Origin of the sequence: Streptomyces sp. NPDC047017 (assembly GCF_040644175.1) — a bacterium.
Taxonomy (GTDB): domain Bacteria; phylum Actinomycetota; class Actinomycetes; order Streptomycetales; family Streptomycetaceae; genus Streptomyces.
On record NZ_JBEYVW010000031.1, the window covers coordinates 55,375 to 71,995 of the forward strand.

Consider the following 16,621-nt stretch of genomic DNA (forward strand, 5'->3'; position numbering starts at 1 on the left):
CGTGGCCGCCGACGACGCGATAGCCCTGGACGGTTTCCTGGACGAGGAGACTGTGCCCGGCGACCTGCACGGGTCGACGGCGCGGTTCCGCCTCACCGTCTCCCCGACGGACGAACGCGCGGACGAGATGATCCTGCCCTGCACCGTTGCCGACTCCGCGCTGGCGCACGCGGTCATCCACGACCTGGTCCCCGGCGACAAGCTCCGCGTCACCGGCTACCTTCGGCTGCCCCGCACGCCGGACGAGCCGATGTGGCTGGTCGTCACCGAGCTCGCCGTGCTGGAGACCGCGCCGGAGCTGTCCGACCCAGCCGCCGTCGCCACGGCCGTCATCGAGCGGTACGGGCCGTACGTCTGCTACTTCGACGCCGACGTCCCCGAGGTGGAGGTGTTCACCGAGACCGGCGTCCGGGTCGGCACCGCGCCCGAGCCGAACGGGATCGGCGAGCTGCTCGAAGCCTTCGAGCACCGCCAGGCCGCCGGCGGCGAGTAGCGGAGCCGCCGTGCCCATCCGTCCCGAGAACCTCCACCGCTACCCGCGCGACTGGCCCCAGATCAGCGCGCGGATCCGGTTCGAGCGGGCGGGCGGCCGCTGCGAGTGCACGGGCCACTGCGGCCTGACGCACCCGGGCGGCCGCTGCCCCGCCGTCCACGAGGAGATCCACCCGGACACCGGGTCCGTGGTCGGCCTCACCACCGCCCACCTCAACCACACCCCCGAAGACGTGCGAGAGATCAACCTGCTCGCCGCCTGCCAGCTCTGCCACCTGCGCATCGACCACGGACATCACCGGGTCACCCGCTCGCTCACCCTCGCCGCCCGCGCGGCCGCCGCCGGACAGCTCGGACTCCTCCCCGAGACCGCGCTCACCCGCACCGAGCCGCCCACCCCGCCGCGCCTCACCCGGGGCCGCACCCCGGCGGCCGCGCTCCACCAACTTCCCTTCCCCGAGCCCGAACAGGAGACGAAGCCCATGGCCCGCATCAGCGTGAAGGTCATCCCGCTCCACCCCGACGGCACCGAATGCACCCACGCCGTCAGCCCCTCCGGCAAGCCCCGCGACCCCGACGCCGGGTGCGCCGGCCGCCGCAACTACGCCGTGGTGTGCAGCGCCTGCGGCACGGTCGGCGAGCCGCACGGCCTGCGCGTCCTCGCCGAGCCGGAGCAGAGCAAGCACCGCGACACCCACAAGGCCGCCCTCACCCCGGCCCGCTGACCCCCACCCGCCCGGCCGCCGGGACCACCACGGTCCCGGCGGCCCCGTCCATGTGAGGGCCGATGCCCACCACCGTCTTCGACCAGTTCACCCGCCGCACCGCCGACGTCACCGCCCAGCTCACCATCCTGGGCATCCCGCTCACCGCGCCGGCCCCGCCGCCCGCCGACCTCAACCCGGCCGACCCGTGGGCCAGCAGCTACCCGGTCCCGGTCGACCGCTCCAGCCTCGCCTGGTGCACCGCCGTGACGATGCTCGCCGACCACCACCACACCGGCATCGACCGCCAGGTCCTCGCCGCCGACGCCCTGCTGCGCGAGCTCGGAGTCCGCGGCCTCGCCCAGCTCCACTCCGACCTCCACGCGGGCGCGCCCATCGACTACCGCTACACCCGCTGCCCGTACTGCTCCGGCATCGGCGAGGACCCCACCCAACCGACCTGCGGAGAGGTCGGCTGCGCGCCGTGGCTTGAGTTCGCCGGCCACGACCACCCGTGCCCGGTCTGCCCCGGCGACTACCAGCCCCAGTGGTACGCCGAAGAGCAGATGACCGAACTCGAGGAGCTGCTCGCCGACGCCATCGAGGAGCGCGAGGAACGCGCCTCCCTCCGCTACCGGATCCGGGCCCGGCTGCACCGCCGGACGGTGCGTTCGTGACGGCCCACGTCGTCGACGGCAGGCCCTGGACCGGGCGCATGCGCACCGCGGTGCTCCGGCCGGGGCTGGTCCGGCCTGCCGAGTTCTCCACGTGGGCCGGTGCCCGCAGGTATCACGAGCGGCACGGCCGGGACCGCCGGGTGCTGGAGCAGCTACGGACGTCGATCCCCAAGGACGGCATCCGGGAGCCGCTCCTGCTGGGCGTCCGCGCGGCCGATCGGCTCGTCTTCGTCTTCGAGGGGCACCACCGGGCCGTCATCGCCCTCGAACTGGGGGTGCGCTCCTTCCCCTTCCGCTGGTTCTGGGACCCCGACGTCCAGGACGTGGAGCGCGAGCCGTTCCCCCACCACGCGCTGGGCGGGAACGGGCAGGCGTGGCTGTGCCACCAGGAGGCGCGCTCATGACCGCCCGCTTCCGCCGCTGCGGACACGGCAGCGGACCAATGCACCCCGGCGACCAGAAGGCCGTCGCGGAGTTCACCGCCATGCTCGCCGCCCGCCAGCGGCCGACCCCCTGGACCGGCCGCGGCGATGTCGCCGTACGGATCGGAGAGCGCGGCCTGGAACGCGGCCGGCCTCTCCCCGAGCAGCAGCCGGACACCGACCCGCTCGCCCTGGTCCTCATCCACCCCGACACCGAGACCGCCCTCACCGGCACCCTCCACTGCGCCCAGGCCCGCATCCACGGCGCGTGGACCGACCCCTACCGACTCCTCACCTACGCCCTCGCCGGACGGGACCTCCCACCCGACGTCAACCTGAGTACCTGATGCTGCAAAGGCCCCCGCCGCCCCGACTCCGGTCCGGGCGGCGGGGGCCTTTCTGCGTTTTAGGGCCCTCGAACGAGGGTTTTGCCAGCAAGCACGCAGCGGCGTTTCCACTGGAAACGCTAGTCTCGCCCCGTACCGACTGCAGTCCTGGAGATCCAATGGCAGGCGCGCTCCCGCGGCCCAAGCGTAAAAGCACCAAGTCCAAGCCCGACGTGGCCCCCGAAGAAGTCCTGTACACCGATACGGACCGCAGCGGGGACACCCTGGACCTGGAGCTGTCGTCCCTCTGCCCCAACCCGTTCAACAAGCGGGCGAAGAAGGGGGTCCCCGAGCTCGCCGCCACCATCGAGCAGGTCGGCCTGTTGCAGAGCATCGCTCACATCAGGGCCGATGTCTGGTTGGCGACCTACCCGGAGACCAGGGACCAGATCACGGCCCCGAACGTGATCCTCTTCGGTGAGCACCGCTGGCTCGCCTGCCAGGAACTCGGCTGGGAGACCATCCCCAGCGTGCTGCTCGACAGCAAGGTGGAGGACGCGCGCCTCATCACCCTGATCGAGAACCTGCGCCGCGCCCAGCTCAGCCCCCTGGAAGAAGCCGAGCACTACCAGGCCCTGCGGGAGGCTGGCCTCTCCTACGAGCAGATCGCGGAGAAGGTCGGCGAGACCGCCAACGGCGCGGTGTCCAAGGGCACGGTCTGGAAGCGGATCAAGCTGCTCGAACTCGCCCCCGCCGTGCAGGACGCGCTGAGGGACGGCACCCTCAAGGTCAGCGCAGCCGAGAAGGCGCAGCAGCTGGACCACGACGACCAGGAGGACTACCTCGGTCTCGTACACGGCGGCGCCCACCCGGCAGAGGCGCAGGCCCAGATCCTGGCCCGCCAGCGGCAAGACGAACCTGCGGAGACCCCCGCCGCCGTCTCCACCGGAAACGGCGACAGCCCAGCGGCTGACGAACCCGAGACCGTTTCCACTGGAAACGGCGCCCCGGCCTCCCCGCCCGCTCCGCGCAAGCCGAAGCAGGCAGCCAAGCAGCGCTCGGCACGAGACAAGGACGACGCCGATCGCCGCGCGGCCGCAGCAGCCCGGGAAGCAGCCTGCCGAACCCTGCTGGGGTCCACCGACGTGACCGACCCCGCACACAGCGACCTCATTCTCTCCGTGATGACCGCCGCGATGCTCGCGCCCCCGCAGCAGTCGGCCGCGCAACAGCGGGCCTTCACCTGGCTCAGGGAGACCGGCCGCCACGGCCTGGACGCCGCCGACGCTGCCGCCTACTTCGCCGCCATACAGGATTCGGACGACGCGACCGCGCAGCGCCTCGCCGCCTTCGCCGCCGCCCTGGCGGCCGCCGAACTCCGGACCGCCGCCCGCCGGCAGTCCTGGGGCAGCCGTGAACGCAACCACGTCCGCCTCCTCCAGGAGCACGCGGACTACGAGCCGGACACCGCGTGGGAGAAGGCAGAGCTCGGACTGGTCGCCGCAGGAGGACCCCGATGAAGACCACCAGCGTCACCGTCGACCCGCGCTTCCGCCCCAAGCGCCGGAACTGGCCCCTCATCTGGGCCTACATCATCGAGTGCGGCGGGTCGACCAAGTCCACCAGCGCCACCTCCATGGCGGTCACCGCAGCCCTGCGCGGATACCCCGGCGTCGTCTTCGACCTCGACAGCAACATGTCGTCGACCACCGTCCTCGGCTACGACGAGACCGCCCTCAAGGGCATGAAGACCGCGATCGACCTGCTCTACGGCACGGCCACCCTGGACGAGGTCGCCGTACCCGCGCGCTACCGCATCGGCGACGGCGACGACCCCGAAGAGGACTTCGCGCCCATCCCGAACCTGCGCGTCGTGCCCAGCAGCCCCTCCATGGCCGGCGCCGACCTCGCCATCGCAGAGGACGCCGACCGCAACGACTGGTTCGCCGAGATCCTGAAGTCCTACGAGGGCGACGACACCGTCTTCTACCTGGACTTCCCGGCGAGCTACGGCAAGATGCCCTACTCCGTGCTGCGCATGCTGGACGAGGACGACTCGGTCATCCCATCGATCAAGGCCGACCCCAAGGACGTCAAGCTGGTCAAGCGGCTCACTGACGAGCTGGAGCGCGTCCGCGACAAGAACCGCGGCCGCCGATCCGTCCCCGGCAGGCCGACCCTCAACCACCTGCTCCTCACCGGCACACCCACCCGCTCCTACGACGAAGCCGCGGCCCGACGTGCCACAGCCGCAGCAGAGGCGATGTACGGCTCCGTGCTGCTGCCCTACATCCGCTACTCGGCCGACGCCAAGAAGCTCTACGAGGACGAGGTTCCCCTGCCGATCCTCCTGCCCAACTCGGTGCCCTCCGTGGACTACCGGAAGGTGATGACGCACCTCGGGTTCGTCGACCGAGCGGCCTGAGCGTTTCCAGTGGAAACGGCGGCGGCCCCCACCATCCGTGGTGGGGGCCGCCGCCGCATGTGCGGTCGTCGTACGGAGGCCGGCGCGCCCGGCCGCCGCTCAGCTCTGGAACTCGGTGCTCTGGACGCCGTAGAACGTGGGCTTCGCGGGGCGGACCTCGGACTGCTCCAGCGTGTCGGCGAGCGGGGCGAACCCCTCGCTGCGCCGGACGACGTTGAGGAACTTGCCCAGCGCGACCTTGTCCTCCCAGAGCTCCTGTGCGGTGCTGATGATCAACGACTTCAGGTGATCCGACTCGTTCGCTGCCACGCGGTGTCCCCTCCTGATGCTCGGAACGATCAGCCAACCAACACGCGGCCCGCGCCCGCAAGACGGCCTTCGGCCAGGGGCCGGTCCAGGATGCTGTGGGTCCCGATCCGGTGCCATACGACGTGGGGGAGTCCGGCGACCACCACCCGGCCGTACGACCATGTGGCGCGCCCGTCCGGTGCCCAGGTGAGTTCGTAGACGCCCGGCACGCACCGCACGCCCTTGATCCGTAAGCCGGGGCGGAACTGGCGGCCGGTGCGCAGGTCCGGGACGAAGGAGTCCAGCACGACGCGGCGGAAGCGCCGGCGCTGGGCGGGGGTGAGGTGCTGGAGGTCGGCGGTGAAGCGGGGGCAGGTCTCGAAGGTGGGCACGGTGTCTCCTCCGGGCAGCACGACGAAGCCCCCGGCGGGTGCCGGGGGCTGGGTAGGCGGTGCTTCCTTGGCGGTGCTCGTTCCTTGGCGCGTGGTGATGCTCAGCGGTGCTTGCTGGTGTCGTTCGGGTCGTTCTGCGCGTGCTGCCGGAGAGCGATGACATTCACGTCCGGCCCGGAGCCGCTTCCCGTCCGGCGGGCACCCGAGAAGAAAGTCCGGCCGCTGCTCCCGCCTGGCGGGAAGCCGGGCTGATCGGTCTTTTATTGCAGGTCAGAGCCGTGTGGCGTGGTCTGCATGACAGTCGATATCAGGATCGTCCGGGCCGGTCAGATGTACCGCTACTACCTGCGCGAGACCGTCGTCGGCGACGGCCGGCGCCCGGCCCGCACGCCGCTGCGCGCCGCCCAGGAGCAAGCCGGGGTCCCGGTCGGGCGCTGGACGGGCCGGGGACTTGCCGCGCTCGGACTCGCGCCGGGTGAGGAGGTCACCGAGGCGCAGCTGCGGAACCTGTTCGGGGAGCGCGGCCGTCACCCGCACGCGGACCGGATCGAGGCTGACCGGCTCGCCCAGGGCGACTCCCCGAAGCAGGCGTTCAAGGCCGGCGCCCTCGGACGCCGGGTGACGGTCACGGGCGTGGACTTCGTGTTCCGGCCGCAGCCGACGATCTACCTCCTGTGGGCGTTCGGGGACGAGGAGACGCGGCGGGTGATCGAGGCCGCGCACGAGTACGCGATCGAGCGGGTGCTGGAGTGGATCGAGGACGAGGTCGCCGTGATCCGGTACGGCAAGGACGGCATCTACCGGGTGCGGCCGCCCGGTGGTCTGGTCGCCGCCCGCTTCCGCCACTACGAGGCTCGTTCCGGTCGGCCCCTGCTCCATGACCATCTGCTGCTGAGCGTGAAGGGGCAGCGTCTGGATGGGAAGTGGGGCTCGATCCACACCACGGCCCTGCACGAGAACACGGTGGCGGCCTCCGCGCTCTACAACGAGCTGGTGGCCGCGGAGGTCTGCGAGGCGTTGGGGCTGGCGACCGAGCCGCGCATCGTCACCCCGGGGCGTCGGCCGGTGATGGAGATCGCCGGGGTGCCGCACGAGTTGATCCGTTGGACATCCCAGCGCAGCGACCAGATCGCCGCCTGCCTGGCAGAGCTGGAGCACGAGTACGTCACCGCCGTCGACGACGACGGCGAGCTGCGGTTCCTGCCCGTGGTCTCCGAGCGCGCCCGCGCCAAGCTGAACCAGATCGCCGCCCGCAAGACCCGCCCGTCCAAGCAGTCGGCCCGGCCGCTCGCGCAACTGCGCGCGTGGTGGAAGGCGAGCGCGATCCTCACCTCCGGTGTCGCCGCCGACGTCATCACCTCCCTCCTCGAGTACGCCCGTGCCGCGGCTGCGGCGATTCGGGCCCGGGTCGCCGCCGTGGTCGACGTCGCCCTGGCGGCCGTCGACGTCGCCGCGACCGTGTTCGTGATGAACGACGGCGGAAGGTTCCACCGTCGGCACCTGCTCGCCGAAGCCCGCCGCCACCTCGCCCTCGTCCTGCGCGGCCGCCGCCGCGACCCCGGCCTGGACGACCAGATCGTGGCCGCCGCCATCTCCACCCACTGCCTGGACATCAGCGAGCCGAAGACGATCCGCGGCCTGGAGGCCGGCTACCGCCTCTACACCGCCCGGTGGGCCCTGTCCGATCTCCCTGCCCGCCGCCCACCCGCCGTGCCCGATCCGGACCGGCAACCCCCGGCCGATCCCGGCGAGACGGCCGGACCCCGGGCCCCGGGTCGGGACGCGGGGGAGTGGGAGATCCCCCGCGTCCCGCTCCAGTACGAGCGCGCCGTCCTCGCCCGTGCGGTGGTCCGCGAGAAGCTGCGCACCACCACCGCCGTGCGGGGCCGGGCGTACGACGTCGTCGCCCACCAGCAGGCGGCGATGCCCGAGCAGCTGCTCGCACCCGAGCCGGCCGACCCCGAGCACGACGACCAGGAGCCGGAGGCCACGCCCGGCGAGGCGATCGACATGACGGCGCTGCGGGCCCTGCGGGACTCCCGCACGGACGTGGAAGCCCTCGACATCACGGCCGACCGACTGCGCCACCTCCAGGACGTGTTCACCGAGGCGGGCGAGGCCGCCCGCACCCGCGCCACCCGCGCGGCCCGGCGCACCGCACCGGACGATGCCAACGCTGCGCACCCGGTGCGCCAGGACGGCCAGCAGGCGCACCGCCCACAGCAGTCCGGACCGCACCGGGGGCGGGAGGCCGGCCACTGAGCGCACCACGGTGGCGCACCCCGGTGCGGTGGTGCGCACCGCCGATGCCTGGTGTCCACTCCACCGAGTGGAGTCCACCGGGTGGGAGTGGACGCCATCGTGCTCGCCACCCACTCCACCGAGTGGGGCCCACCGGGTGGAGTGGACGCCATCGCCGGGAGTGGGCCCGCGCCTCCACGCGGTGCGTTTCCCCTTGACACCAGCTCAGGTCAAGGAGAAACGCGCCGCCTCATCGCCTCCACCCGGACCCACTCCACCGCACCACCGTCCATCCGGTGCGCACCACTTCCGCGCGCCGGCCGCACCGGTGCGCGCACCACCCACCGAGTGGAGCGCACCGGACGGCCCTGGTGCGCGCACCACCGCACCAGGGCGCACCGGATCGGCGCGCACCCACCGCACCGGTGCGCTCCCACCCGGTGCGGTGGTGCGGTCAGCGGTGCGCACCGGGTGCGGACTGCATCGCGTGCGCGAGCACCAGGTGCTCATCGCGCATCGCCTCCAGGGCGTCGGCGGTGTCCGGGTGCTCGGGGTCCGGGATGACGTTCACCGTGAACCGGATGATGCTGCGGGCGATGCCCAGAGCCGCCGTGACGGGGGAGTCCCTCGCCCAGTCCCGCAGCGCGGACAGCAGCGCGCACCCGACCTCGTCCAGCGCGAAGGAGTCCGCGGACAGCTCTGCCTCCCCGTCCACGGCCGTGGCGGGTCCGACGATGTCCTCGGCAAGCCGCAGCAGGACGAACGCCAGCTCCGGGTCCGCTTCCGCCCGCCCGGCGACCGCGGCGCCGCCACCCATCTGCAGCGCCAGGAGGTAGTCGAAGCCGAGCTCCACCTGCTCGGGCGTCAGCGTGGTACGGGGCGGGATCAGGTACGGCATGGAGGTCTCCTCAGACGGGTGGCGCCGCGCTAATCGCGACGACTCCCCGCAGCCTCGGTCGGTCACCCTGTGGACAGAGACCAGAGGTTTCTCCCTGCTGTCCGGGGTGGCCGGCCCGACCACGAATGTGGCCGCACCCCCCTTGTCGACCTCTGCTACCGCCCCGACCACGGCCGCGTTTCCCCTAGACAGGGTCCGCTACCGACCTCGGTCAGACCGCGGACAAGGGGGTCGGCCGCACGCTGTCCTTCTCCCCGACCGACCGACCGCGGCCGGGGCCGAGACGGAGGCGAGACGATGACGACCACCCACCCGAGGACCGGGCAGCGGCCCCGATCGGGCTGCTCCCACCGGAAGGCCGGACCGTGGCGGGCGCGCCCAAGGGGGCTCCCTGGGTGCCCACTTCAAAGGCCCCTCGGGAACCCCCTTTGGAGCCCGACACCCCCGCACGAAGGAAAACCCCTAGTCAGAGGCATAATCGGCGCGAAGAACGCGCCGTCACAACCCTCTTCTCTCCTCTATATGTCTGTAGTGGAGGAGATCATCGGGTTCCGGGGGGCCCGGACGCCCTCCCAGGCCGGGCGCGGCCAGCGGCAGCCGCTGCGGTGGCGGTCGGCCGGCGGCCGGTCGCGAGCAACGAGGGAGAGGGAGCAGGGCTGATGACGGGGAAGCGGAAGACCAACCCGGCGGGGTCGACGAACAGCTACCGCGGCGACGTGCTGCGCGTGCTCGGAGCGCTGAAGGTGGCCACGGCCGATCAGATCCAGCGGATCGGCGCCCCGCACCTGACTCACCGGCACGCCGACAAGGCGACCCCGTCGAAGCAGAAGCAGGCCCGCACCGCCTCGCACACCGGCGCGCTCTCCGACATGCGCAAGCACGGCCTGTCCGAGAACGGCGGCTCCACCGAGACCGGCGACTCCCTGCGCAACCTGACCCTCAAGGGCCTGGAGGCCGCCTCCTACGAGCTGCGGCGCCCGGTGACGGAGATGGGCTCCACCGCGCGCGGCGCGGGCTCCAGCGGGGCCTCCCACCCGATGGCCGTCAACGAGACCGTGATCGCGATGCTGCGCCCGAAGCCGAACATGGCCAAGCTCGCCGACGACCCGCCGCACGTCCAGGCCGCCGCCCAGGCCGCCGTCGACGGACCGGACGGCATCGGCACCATCGCCTCGTACTGGACCGAGGTCCCGCTCCCGGCGACCGGCACCTGGAACGCGCCCGGCAAGGGCGGCGCCCAGGCCGACCTCGTGCTCACCGCCCCGCAGGACGGCGTGCCGCTGCTGTTCATCGAGGTCGACAACTGCCACGAGACCGCCGAAGAACTCACGCTGAAGCTGGAGAAGTACGCCCGCTTCTTCCGCCGCACCGCGAAGGACACCGACGGCAAGGAGCGCCCGATGTGGCGCACCCGCTGGACCGCCCCCCAAGGCCCGTACGGGGAGATGCCGCACCCGCCGGTGCTACTGGTGTTCAACCACATCGGCGAACGCAACCCCAACCGCACCGTCCCGCGCCTGCAAGAGCTGACCCGCCACCTGTGGCAGGGGGAGCGGCAGCGCGGCGGCCACCACCTCTACGACCGGAAGATCCCGATCATCGCGGTCGGACTGAAGAACCTCCGCGAGCACGGCCCGTCCGGCGCCGTGTTCGCACGCTTCGGTCGTACGCACCCGCAGTCGCTCCTGGAGGCGATCGGCAACCCGCGCTTCGAGGCCGCCCAGGCCCGCGAGGCGAAGGAGGCCAAGGCCCGCGCGGCGGCGTACCAGGCAGACCTACGACGGGCAGCACAGGAGCAGGCGGCGAAGCAGGCCGCTGAGCGGGAGGCCCGCCGCCCCGTGTGCACCGGCTGCGGGACGAGGTTCACCGATGCCCGCTGGAACGCGGTACAGGCGACGGACTGGGGCACCCCGAAGGACTCCCACCCGAACCTGTGCGACGGCTGCAAGCAGAAGGCCGGCCCTGTCGTCAGCCCTGCGGCTGGTACGCGGGAGCGCCAGGAGCCGGTCCGCCGTGAGGCCGGGTCGGACGACTTCTGGCCCGCCCCCGAGCGCCCCGTCTGCACCGAGTGCGGTGCCGCGTTCACCGACGAACGATGGAAGGCGACCAAGCCCGTCGGCTGGACTGCTTCCCCAGCGAAGCACCCGTCTCTGTGCGGGGACTGCGACCAGCAGTACGAGGCCGACTTGGACCGGACCTGGGGCGTGAGCCCCCGGCGGGAGGAGCACGACCAGGAGCAGGAGCCGGCCGTGCCCGAGCAGAAGACCGGCTGGCTCTCGCGCCTGCGCCGTTGAGCCGGGCACGCCTTCCGACCAGTCGCGCTTCTCCTTCTGGCAAGGATCAGCCCGGCCAATTGGATGGATGCGGCGGAGAAGGCACGTCATGCTGGACGCGATTGATAGGAGGGGGACGACGCGTGAGGCACGGACAGACGGAAACTCTTGACGAGAAGCACCAGCGCTTGCTGGAAGCTTTCGTGTTGAGGGCCCGCAGGGTGGAGGAACACTCGCTGGCCACCGACTGGGACGCTCTTGTCGAGCTGACCCGCATGAGCATCAACGTCCGTGTCGAACGAGGCGAGGTCCGGATCTCGTACGAGCTGCCGCCCGAGGAAGTGGTCGAGTCTGCGGCAGCGCGTATCAGGCCGATTCTGCTGGAGCAGGAGGACTGCTTTCACATGAAGGCGCTCTCAGCTCTGGGCTACACCTGTCGAGCAGCGCCGCAAGATGCGGCGTGGATACGGGCCGCACGCGCTGAGTGGCGAACACGGGTGAGCCCCGCCACGCGCGACGAATCTGGCTACTGGGTCATGGTCGCTGACACGTCCACGGGCGAAGAGCGTGACCTCGATGCGCACGGGCTGGCCATGGCCTGGATCTATGGAGACGTGGTGCATCACGACCCAGAGCGCCGCAAGGAGGGAGACACCTTCGGACTGCGCGACCGGTTTCGCGCTGCTGTACCCCTGGTGGCTTGGGCGATGGTCGGCACGATCGAGCTCCTGAACTTCGTCCGGGCGCTGAACGAAGCCGGGATGCTCAACCTTCGGCAGGAAGTGTTCGACGAGCAGGTCGCGTTGAAAACGACCACGTGGGAAGAGCAGGCCGAGATGTACTACGCACCCGTCGGCGCTCAACCTCCCTCGCTTGCGAGCTCTCCCATGCCCGAGGGGTGGCTCCCTCTGAGCAAGGCATCTGACTTGTCGGTCTTCCGTCACCACATTGCGGGGCAACTCTTGAACACGGAGAGCGCACCATCCATGACGTACCTCCCCTCACCCGAAGAGGTCGAAGCCGCACGCACGCCCGCCGGCGGCTGGAAGCGAGACCAGCTCGCCGCCTGGGGCGTGCCGTGGCCCCCGCCGAAGGGCTGGAAGGACGAGCTGGCCGAACGCTGGAAGGCCGCCCGCCCGGCCGGACCGCCAGCGCCCCCGCCCACCCCGGCCCCGGCCGACTTCGCCCAGGACACGCTCGACTTCGGCTGACTCGACGACAGCGGGGCCGGACAGGATCACCCTGCCCGGCCCCGCTGCTCGTTCCCGGCTGCTCACCGGCTGAGTCGGATGCGCGGCCCCCACGCGAACTCGAGGTCGTCCAGGAAGACGGTCTCCAGCTCCTCCTCCCACCGGCCGCGCAGGAGGAACGGCGCGGCCTCCATCCGCTCCAGGACGACCAGCGTCTCGGGCTGACCGACCAGCGCGTACCGGCCGTGCGAGGCGGGCCTGCTGCCCGGCCCGTACGCGCGCAGCAGCTCCTCCAGTCGGTCGCGGTGCTTCTCCACGAACGCCTCCAGGCGCTCGATGTACCCCGCGCGTTCCTCGTCGCCCACCGCGCTCAGCGCGACGTCCAGGAAGTCCGACCCGTCCGGCCAGTGCCGGTCACCCGGGGCGGCCACGGCCCACGGGAAGCGTTCCGCCGCCGCCAGGACGTCCTTCGCCTCCAGCGGCGGCACCGAGACCGGGGCGGGTTCGGCCGCCGCCGTCGCCTCCGGGGCGGGGGAGGCCGACTGCTGGAGGTGGGCGACCAGCATGGCGCTGGAGGCGGCGCGCCCGCGCTCGGTGGTGGCGGTGTGGTCGGCGATCCGCCGCAGGTAGCTCGCGACGTCGCGGACACCGGCAAACCAGCCGTCCTCGAACCGCGGCTCGGACCCGTGCGGGGGACTGCTCTCGGAGACCCAGGTGTGGGCGCCGGCCACCGCCCCGGCCTCCACCGCCGACACGATCTCGTCGGCCTGCTCGTGCCCGATCCCGGCGGCGGCCAGGGCCTGGAAGACCATGAACCGCGCGTTCGTGGCCTCGTGCTGGTGGTGGCTGATGGCGGCCAGCTCCTGGCCGTACGCGTCGGCGTCGTGCTGCTCGGTGCTCACGGGGTGCCTCCCTTGTCTGCTTGGGTGCGGTGGGCGACCCAGTCCGGATCGCGTACGGGAACCGGCGCCGTGGTGTCGGCGGCGGGGGTGCGCATGATGCGCCAGCTGGTGCGCGGCGCGGTGACGACGTGGACCAGGACGACGACGGCCTGCCGCACGACGCCGCCCCGGACCCACGCCCCGGTGAAGCGGACCTGATCGGCTGCCCAGTCACCCGCCCGCCGCCACGGGCGCAGCCGTCCGAGCAGATAGCCGGCCGCGAGCGCGGCGGCCGGGATGACGACGACGCCTACCATCAGGACCACCGCATCCCGACCTTGGACAGCTGCTCCACCCGCTCCGGCGACAGTCCGGCGGCCCGGCTCCGCTGGTTGTTGACCCACGCCCCCAGCCGGTACTGGTCCTCCTGGCCGTCCTCGGTGAGCACGGTTTCCACGTGCTTGCGCGGGACCTTGAGGTGACCCTCGCGCTCGAAGAACTGCTTCGCGGCGGCGAGGTGGGCGTTCCACTTGTCGGCCTGCGTACGGGGCCGCTGCGGCTTCTCCTCCTCGGGCGCGGGCTCGATCCCGAGGACCTGCTCGCACATCCACTGCTGCACGGTCGTGAGCTGGTCCCACCCGTACCGCACGGACTGCACCCACCGCCCCAGGTCCTCGCCCTGACGTACGACGTCGCCCACCTCGGTGGGCAGCGTCCCGCCCGCGTCCAGGTGCATCCGCACCAGGTGGAAGGCCCGCTGCCAGGTCACCGGCCACGACGGGCACCAGGAGGCGTCGATCTCCTCCAGCTGCTCGCGCCGCTCGGTCGACAGCGCCCCGGCCGACGACTCCACCGGCAGGCCCTCCGCGCGCCGCCGCTCGATCTCCTGCGCCTTCCTCGCGGCGGCCCGCGCGTTCTTGAGCCAGATGCCCACCGCCGCGCCCTGGAAGGTGGCGTCCAGCGGCGCCAGGAGGTGCCCGTTCTCGGCAGCCCACCCGCGCGCGGCCGTGAGGCCCTCCTCCCAGGCGACGTCGAAGTGCGACCAGATCATGCCGAGCTTCTCCAGCTGAGCGACGCGGTCCTCGTCCATCTCGCCGCGGGCGTAGAACCGGCGCGCGTCGGCGGTCCACTGCCCCAGCGGGAAGCCCGCGAGCGAGGCCGGCCACCCCTCGCCTTCCGCCTCCTGGCCGTCGACGGCGGCGGGCACCCGGAACGTGAACGGCACCCGCAGGTCGCCGTGCTCGCGGGCGTAGATCACGGCCGCCTCCACGCCGCGCCGCCAGTGCTCGTGCTCCGGGTTGACGACACGCAGGTTGATGAACGCCGCGAGGGCGGCCGGGTCGCGCGGCGTACTGAACTTCAACAGGGCCTTGGCGGGGGCACTGACGCTCCCCGAGCCTTCGCCGCTCCCACCCGTGCTCTGCCCGCTCTCGTCCTTCCTGACGGGCTTGTAGCGGCTCGGGGCCTGCTGCTCCGCAAGGGGCTCTACGATCCGGGCATCGTGGGCCCGCAGCGCCTCCAACAGCTTGGCCAGCCCCCCGAACGCCCTGCTCGTGAGCATGCTGTCCGCTGTCTCACCGGGCCCAAGCAGCACCGGCACCACGAGCGAGGCCACCTTGCCCTCGCCCGGCTGCATCCGCAGCGCCCGGCCGACGGCCTGGACCAGGTCGGGCATCGAGCCGCGTACGTCCGCCCAGTACACGGAGTCGCAGTTCTTGGTGTCGACGCCCTCGCCCAGGACCTTCACTGAGCAGAGGAAGCACTTCTCTACCACGGTGCCGTCCGTGGCGATCCCGGACGCGAACTCACCGAGCAGCCGGCGGCGGTGGAGTGCCTTGTGGTCGCCGTAGACCCAGTCCGCCCAGATCGTCTTCGGGTACAGCACGGGGTCGCTGGCGTGCAGCTGCGCGGCGACGTCCGGAAGGCCAGCCGCGAAGGCTTCGGCTTCCTTGACGACGTGGTGGAAGACGAGCGTGCGGCGGAAGTTCTCCTCCGCGGACGCCTTCACCAGGGCGGTCTGCAGCGCGGCGAGCCGGGCCCCGCGGACCTCTGCCGAGCGGCCCTCCGCGCCCAGGAGCTGCGCGGCCTGGAGCGCGGTGTCGGTGATGTCCACGCATACGACCTGGTAAGGGGCACAGATCCCCCGGTCGATGGCCTCCGAGAGGGTCAGGGTGAAGCAGCGGCTGCCGAAGGGGCCCTCGGGGTCGTCCTCCATGCTCGCTACCAGCTCGCCCGGGGCGCCGGCCTCGTCCTCGTCCCCGAGCTGCCACAGCCGGGGCGTGGCCGTCATGTACAGGCGGCGCAGGGACGGGATCTTCTGGTTGTCGTGGACGACCGCCCACGGCTTCCCGATCCGGCCCGAAACGCGGTGGGCCTCGTCCACGACGATCAGGTCCCACGCTGCCAGGCCCTCAGCGTGTGCCTGCTCCAGCTTGCCGAGTCCGAGGCTGGCGTAGGTGGCGTAGACGGTGACCTTGTCCAGGCCGCGCGTCCACTCCACCAGCTCGTCCACGTCCGTGGTGTTGGGAAAGGGCGCTTCCTCGCCCTGCAACGAGGAAACCCCGATCATCGGCCCCCGGCGGCCTCCCTCGCGCCACGCGGCCTCGGTTTGCGTCAGCAGGTCCTTCGAGGGCACGAGCACCAGCACACGGCCCGCGTGGAGCTCCTCCGCGCTGCGGACCGCCACCCGGGTCTTTCCGGACCCGGTCGCCATGATCACCTGCGTCCGGAGCCCTCGCTCGGGTACAAGTGATCTTGCAGACAATTCGAGGGCACGCACGACCGCGTCAATGGCTTCTCGCTGGGCTGCCTCGCGCTGGTCAATGCGGTTAGTGGTCGACATATCCGTCTGCCTTCTCGTGGATGCCGTCCGGTCGACTGGAGCGGCGGGAAACGGGAAACCTGCACCTAGAGAGCCTGCGGAGAGCTAGGGTCGAACTGGCGGGATCGGCTTGTGACTCTGCCTCACCGATCACCGGTCAGGCCGTGCGGTGGATCTCGAAAACCTCTCGGAGCGCTCCGGGGTGGGGTGCTCTGAGTCCAGAGTCTATCCCCCTCTTAGAAAAGAGACACATAGAATCCCGAGATTCCCCCGAACGTGACCGAAAGCTGTTAGCCTTCCCCTATCGCAAGCTCCCTAGGGGCCTTGACGGGCCCTCAATCAGTACCACCCGCCCGAGAGGCCGGCCCCCGCGCTCTCTCACCCGTCCCAACGGCCCGTCACCACCCCTCCCTGTTGCTGCTGCTTGTGGCGTGAGCCCTGTTGGGTGGGCCGCGCGGAGCGTGGCACGCCTGGCCCGCACGGGAGTTGGGCCCGCGCCCGGTGTGGCTGGAGCGCAGCGGAGGCCACGGGGCGGCCGGAGGCTGGCCCCGGCCCGCAACGCGGGCCGCCTGCCCTGCGGTTGGGTGGCGG

General features: G+C 71.8%; 16 protein-coding genes. 10 read left to right on the forward strand and 6 right to left on the reverse strand.

Annotated elements, in window-relative coordinates:
• Position 1 precedes the first annotated feature (1 nt).
• The 7 genes from ABZ858_RS35335 (at position 2) to ABZ858_RS35365 (ending at position 5,046) form a co-directional block, all read left to right on the forward strand.
• On the forward strand, positions 2-493 hold the full coding sequence (locus ABZ858_RS35335) for a hypothetical protein (RefSeq protein ID WP_361388452.1): 492 nt from the start codon (positions 2-4) through the stop codon (positions 491-493).
• Between the two features lie 10 nt (positions 494-503).
• Positions 504-1,217, forward strand: coding sequence for a hypothetical protein (locus ABZ858_RS35340; RefSeq protein ID WP_361388455.1), 714 nt, complete (start codon positions 504-506; stop codon positions 1,215-1,217).
• A 62-nt stretch (positions 1,218-1,279) separates the two neighbouring features.
• Positions 1,280-1,873 (forward strand): hypothetical protein, encoded by a 594-nt coding sequence (locus tag ABZ858_RS35345; RefSeq protein ID WP_361388458.1) that lies wholly within the window; start codon positions 1,280-1,282, stop codon positions 1,871-1,873.
• Positions 1,870-2,277, forward strand: coding sequence for a ParB N-terminal domain-containing protein (locus tag ABZ858_RS35350; RefSeq protein WP_361388461.1), 408 nt, complete (start codon positions 1,870-1,872; stop codon positions 2,275-2,277). The genes ABZ858_RS35345 and ABZ858_RS35350 overlap by 4 nt, the downstream gene beginning before the upstream one ends.
• Entirely contained in the window at positions 2,274-2,642 is a 369-nt protein-coding gene (locus ABZ858_RS35355) for a hypothetical protein (RefSeq protein WP_361388464.1), read from the forward strand. Before ABZ858_RS35350 ends, ABZ858_RS35355 begins: the two co-directional genes overlap by 4 nt.
• A gap of 158 nt (positions 2,643-2,800) precedes the next feature.
• On the forward strand, positions 2,801-4,141 hold the full coding sequence (locus ABZ858_RS35360; protein ID WP_361388467.1) for a ParB/RepB/Spo0J family partition protein: 1,341 nt from the start codon (positions 2,801-2,803) through the stop codon (positions 4,139-4,141).
• Positions 4,138-5,046, forward strand: coding sequence for a ParA family protein (locus tag ABZ858_RS35365; protein ID WP_361388470.1), 909 nt, complete (start codon positions 4,138-4,140; stop codon positions 5,044-5,046). Before ABZ858_RS35360 ends, ABZ858_RS35365 begins: the two co-directional genes overlap by 4 nt.
• 99 nt (positions 5,047-5,145) lie before the next feature.
• Here the strand turns inward: ABZ858_RS35365 and ABZ858_RS35370 are convergent, their stop codons facing one another.
• Both ABZ858_RS35370 and ABZ858_RS35375 read right to left on the reverse strand, forming a co-directional pair.
• A complete protein-coding gene (locus ABZ858_RS35370; RefSeq protein ID WP_361388473.1) occupies positions 5,146-5,355 on the reverse strand; it encodes a hypothetical protein in 210 nt (69 codons plus the stop codon).
• A gap of 29 nt (positions 5,356-5,384) precedes the next feature.
• Complete coding sequence (locus ABZ858_RS35375) at positions 5,385-5,726, reverse strand: hypothetical protein (protein ID WP_361388476.1); 342 nt, start codon at positions 5,724-5,726, stop codon at positions 5,385-5,387.
• 294 nt (positions 5,727-6,020) lie between these two features.
• On the opposite strand from ABZ858_RS35375, the gene mobF reads away from it, so the two are divergent.
• Positions 6,021-7,988, forward strand: a complete 1,968-nt coding sequence (mobF, locus tag ABZ858_RS35380; protein WP_361388479.1) for a MobF family relaxase — start codon at positions 6,021-6,023, stop codon at positions 7,986-7,988.
• 433 nt (positions 7,989-8,421) lie between these two features.
• Here the strand turns inward: mobF and ABZ858_RS35385 are convergent, their stop codons facing one another.
• Positions 8,422-8,865: a hypothetical protein gene (locus ABZ858_RS35385; protein ID WP_361388482.1), complete on the reverse strand. Its 444-nt coding sequence runs from the start codon at positions 8,863-8,865 to the stop codon at positions 8,422-8,424.
• Between the two features lie 659 nt (positions 8,866-9,524).
• Here ABZ858_RS35385 and ABZ858_RS35390 point away from each other — a divergent pair.
• Together ABZ858_RS35390 and ABZ858_RS35395 are read left to right on the forward strand one after the other, a co-directional pair.
• Positions 9,525-11,159: a replication-relaxation family protein gene (locus ABZ858_RS35390; protein WP_361388486.1), complete on the forward strand. Its 1,635-nt coding sequence runs from the start codon at positions 9,525-9,527 to the stop codon at positions 11,157-11,159.
• A gap of 122 nt (positions 11,160-11,281) precedes the next feature.
• Positions 11,282-12,349 (forward strand): hypothetical protein, encoded by a 1,068-nt coding sequence (locus ABZ858_RS35395; protein ID WP_361388489.1) that lies wholly within the window; start codon positions 11,282-11,284, stop codon positions 12,347-12,349.
• A gap of 62 nt (positions 12,350-12,411) precedes the next feature.
• On the opposite strand, the gene ABZ858_RS35400 is transcribed toward ABZ858_RS35395, so the two are convergent.
• From ABZ858_RS35400 to ABZ858_RS35410, 3 genes are read right to left on the reverse strand one after another with little or no spacing between them, the layout of a single operon-like run.
• Entirely contained in the window at positions 12,412-13,230 is an 819-nt protein-coding gene (locus ABZ858_RS35400) for a hypothetical protein (RefSeq protein WP_361388492.1), read from the reverse strand.
• Positions 13,227-13,526, reverse strand: a complete 300-nt coding sequence (locus tag ABZ858_RS35405) for a hypothetical protein (protein ID WP_361388504.1) — start codon at positions 13,524-13,526, stop codon at positions 13,227-13,229. The genes ABZ858_RS35400 and ABZ858_RS35405 overlap by 4 nt, the downstream gene beginning before the upstream one ends.
• Positions 13,526-16,051: a Helicase associated domain protein gene (locus tag ABZ858_RS35410; RefSeq protein ID WP_361388495.1), complete on the reverse strand. Its 2,526-nt coding sequence runs from the start codon at positions 16,049-16,051 to the stop codon at positions 13,526-13,528. Before ABZ858_RS35410 ends, ABZ858_RS35405 begins: the two co-directional genes overlap by 1 nt.
• Between the last annotated feature and the right edge of the window lie 570 nt (positions 16,052-16,621).

What these genes read in the sequence shown, in the direction of transcription:
- ABZ858_RS35345 (WP_361388458.1), top strand. Translation starts at nt 1,280, where the DNA reads ATGCCCACCACCGTCTTCGACCAGTTCACCCGCCGCACCGCCGACGTC.
- ABZ858_RS35355 (WP_361388464.1), top strand. Translation starts at nt 2,274, where the DNA reads ATGACCGCCCGCTTCCGCCGCTGCGGACACGGCAGCGGACCAATGCAC.
- ABZ858_RS35360 (WP_361388467.1), top strand. Translation starts at nt 2,801, where the DNA reads ATGGCAGGCGCGCTCCCGCGGCCCAAGCGTAAAAGCACCAAGTCCAAG.
- ABZ858_RS35365 (WP_361388470.1), top strand. Translation starts at nt 4,138, where the DNA reads ATGAAGACCACCAGCGTCACCGTCGACCCGCGCTTCCGCCCCAAGCGC.
- mobF (WP_361388479.1), top strand. Translation starts at nt 6,021, where the DNA reads ATGACAGTCGATATCAGGATCGTCCGGGCCGGTCAGATGTACCGCTAC.
- ABZ858_RS35385 (WP_361388482.1), bottom strand. Translation starts at nt 8,865, where the DNA reads ATGCCGTACCTGATCCCGCCCCGTACCACGCTGACGCCCGAGCAGGTG.
- ABZ858_RS35390 (WP_361388486.1), top strand. Translation starts at nt 9,525, where the DNA reads ATGACGGGGAAGCGGAAGACCAACCCGGCGGGGTCGACGAACAGCTAC.
- ABZ858_RS35405 (WP_361388504.1), bottom strand. Translation starts at nt 13,526, where the DNA reads ATGGTAGGCGTCGTCGTCATCCCGGCCGCCGCGCTCGCGGCCGGCTAT.
- ABZ858_RS35410 (WP_361388495.1), bottom strand. Translation starts at nt 16,051, where the DNA reads ATGTCGACCACTAACCGCATTGACCAGCGCGAGGCAGCCCAGCGAGAA.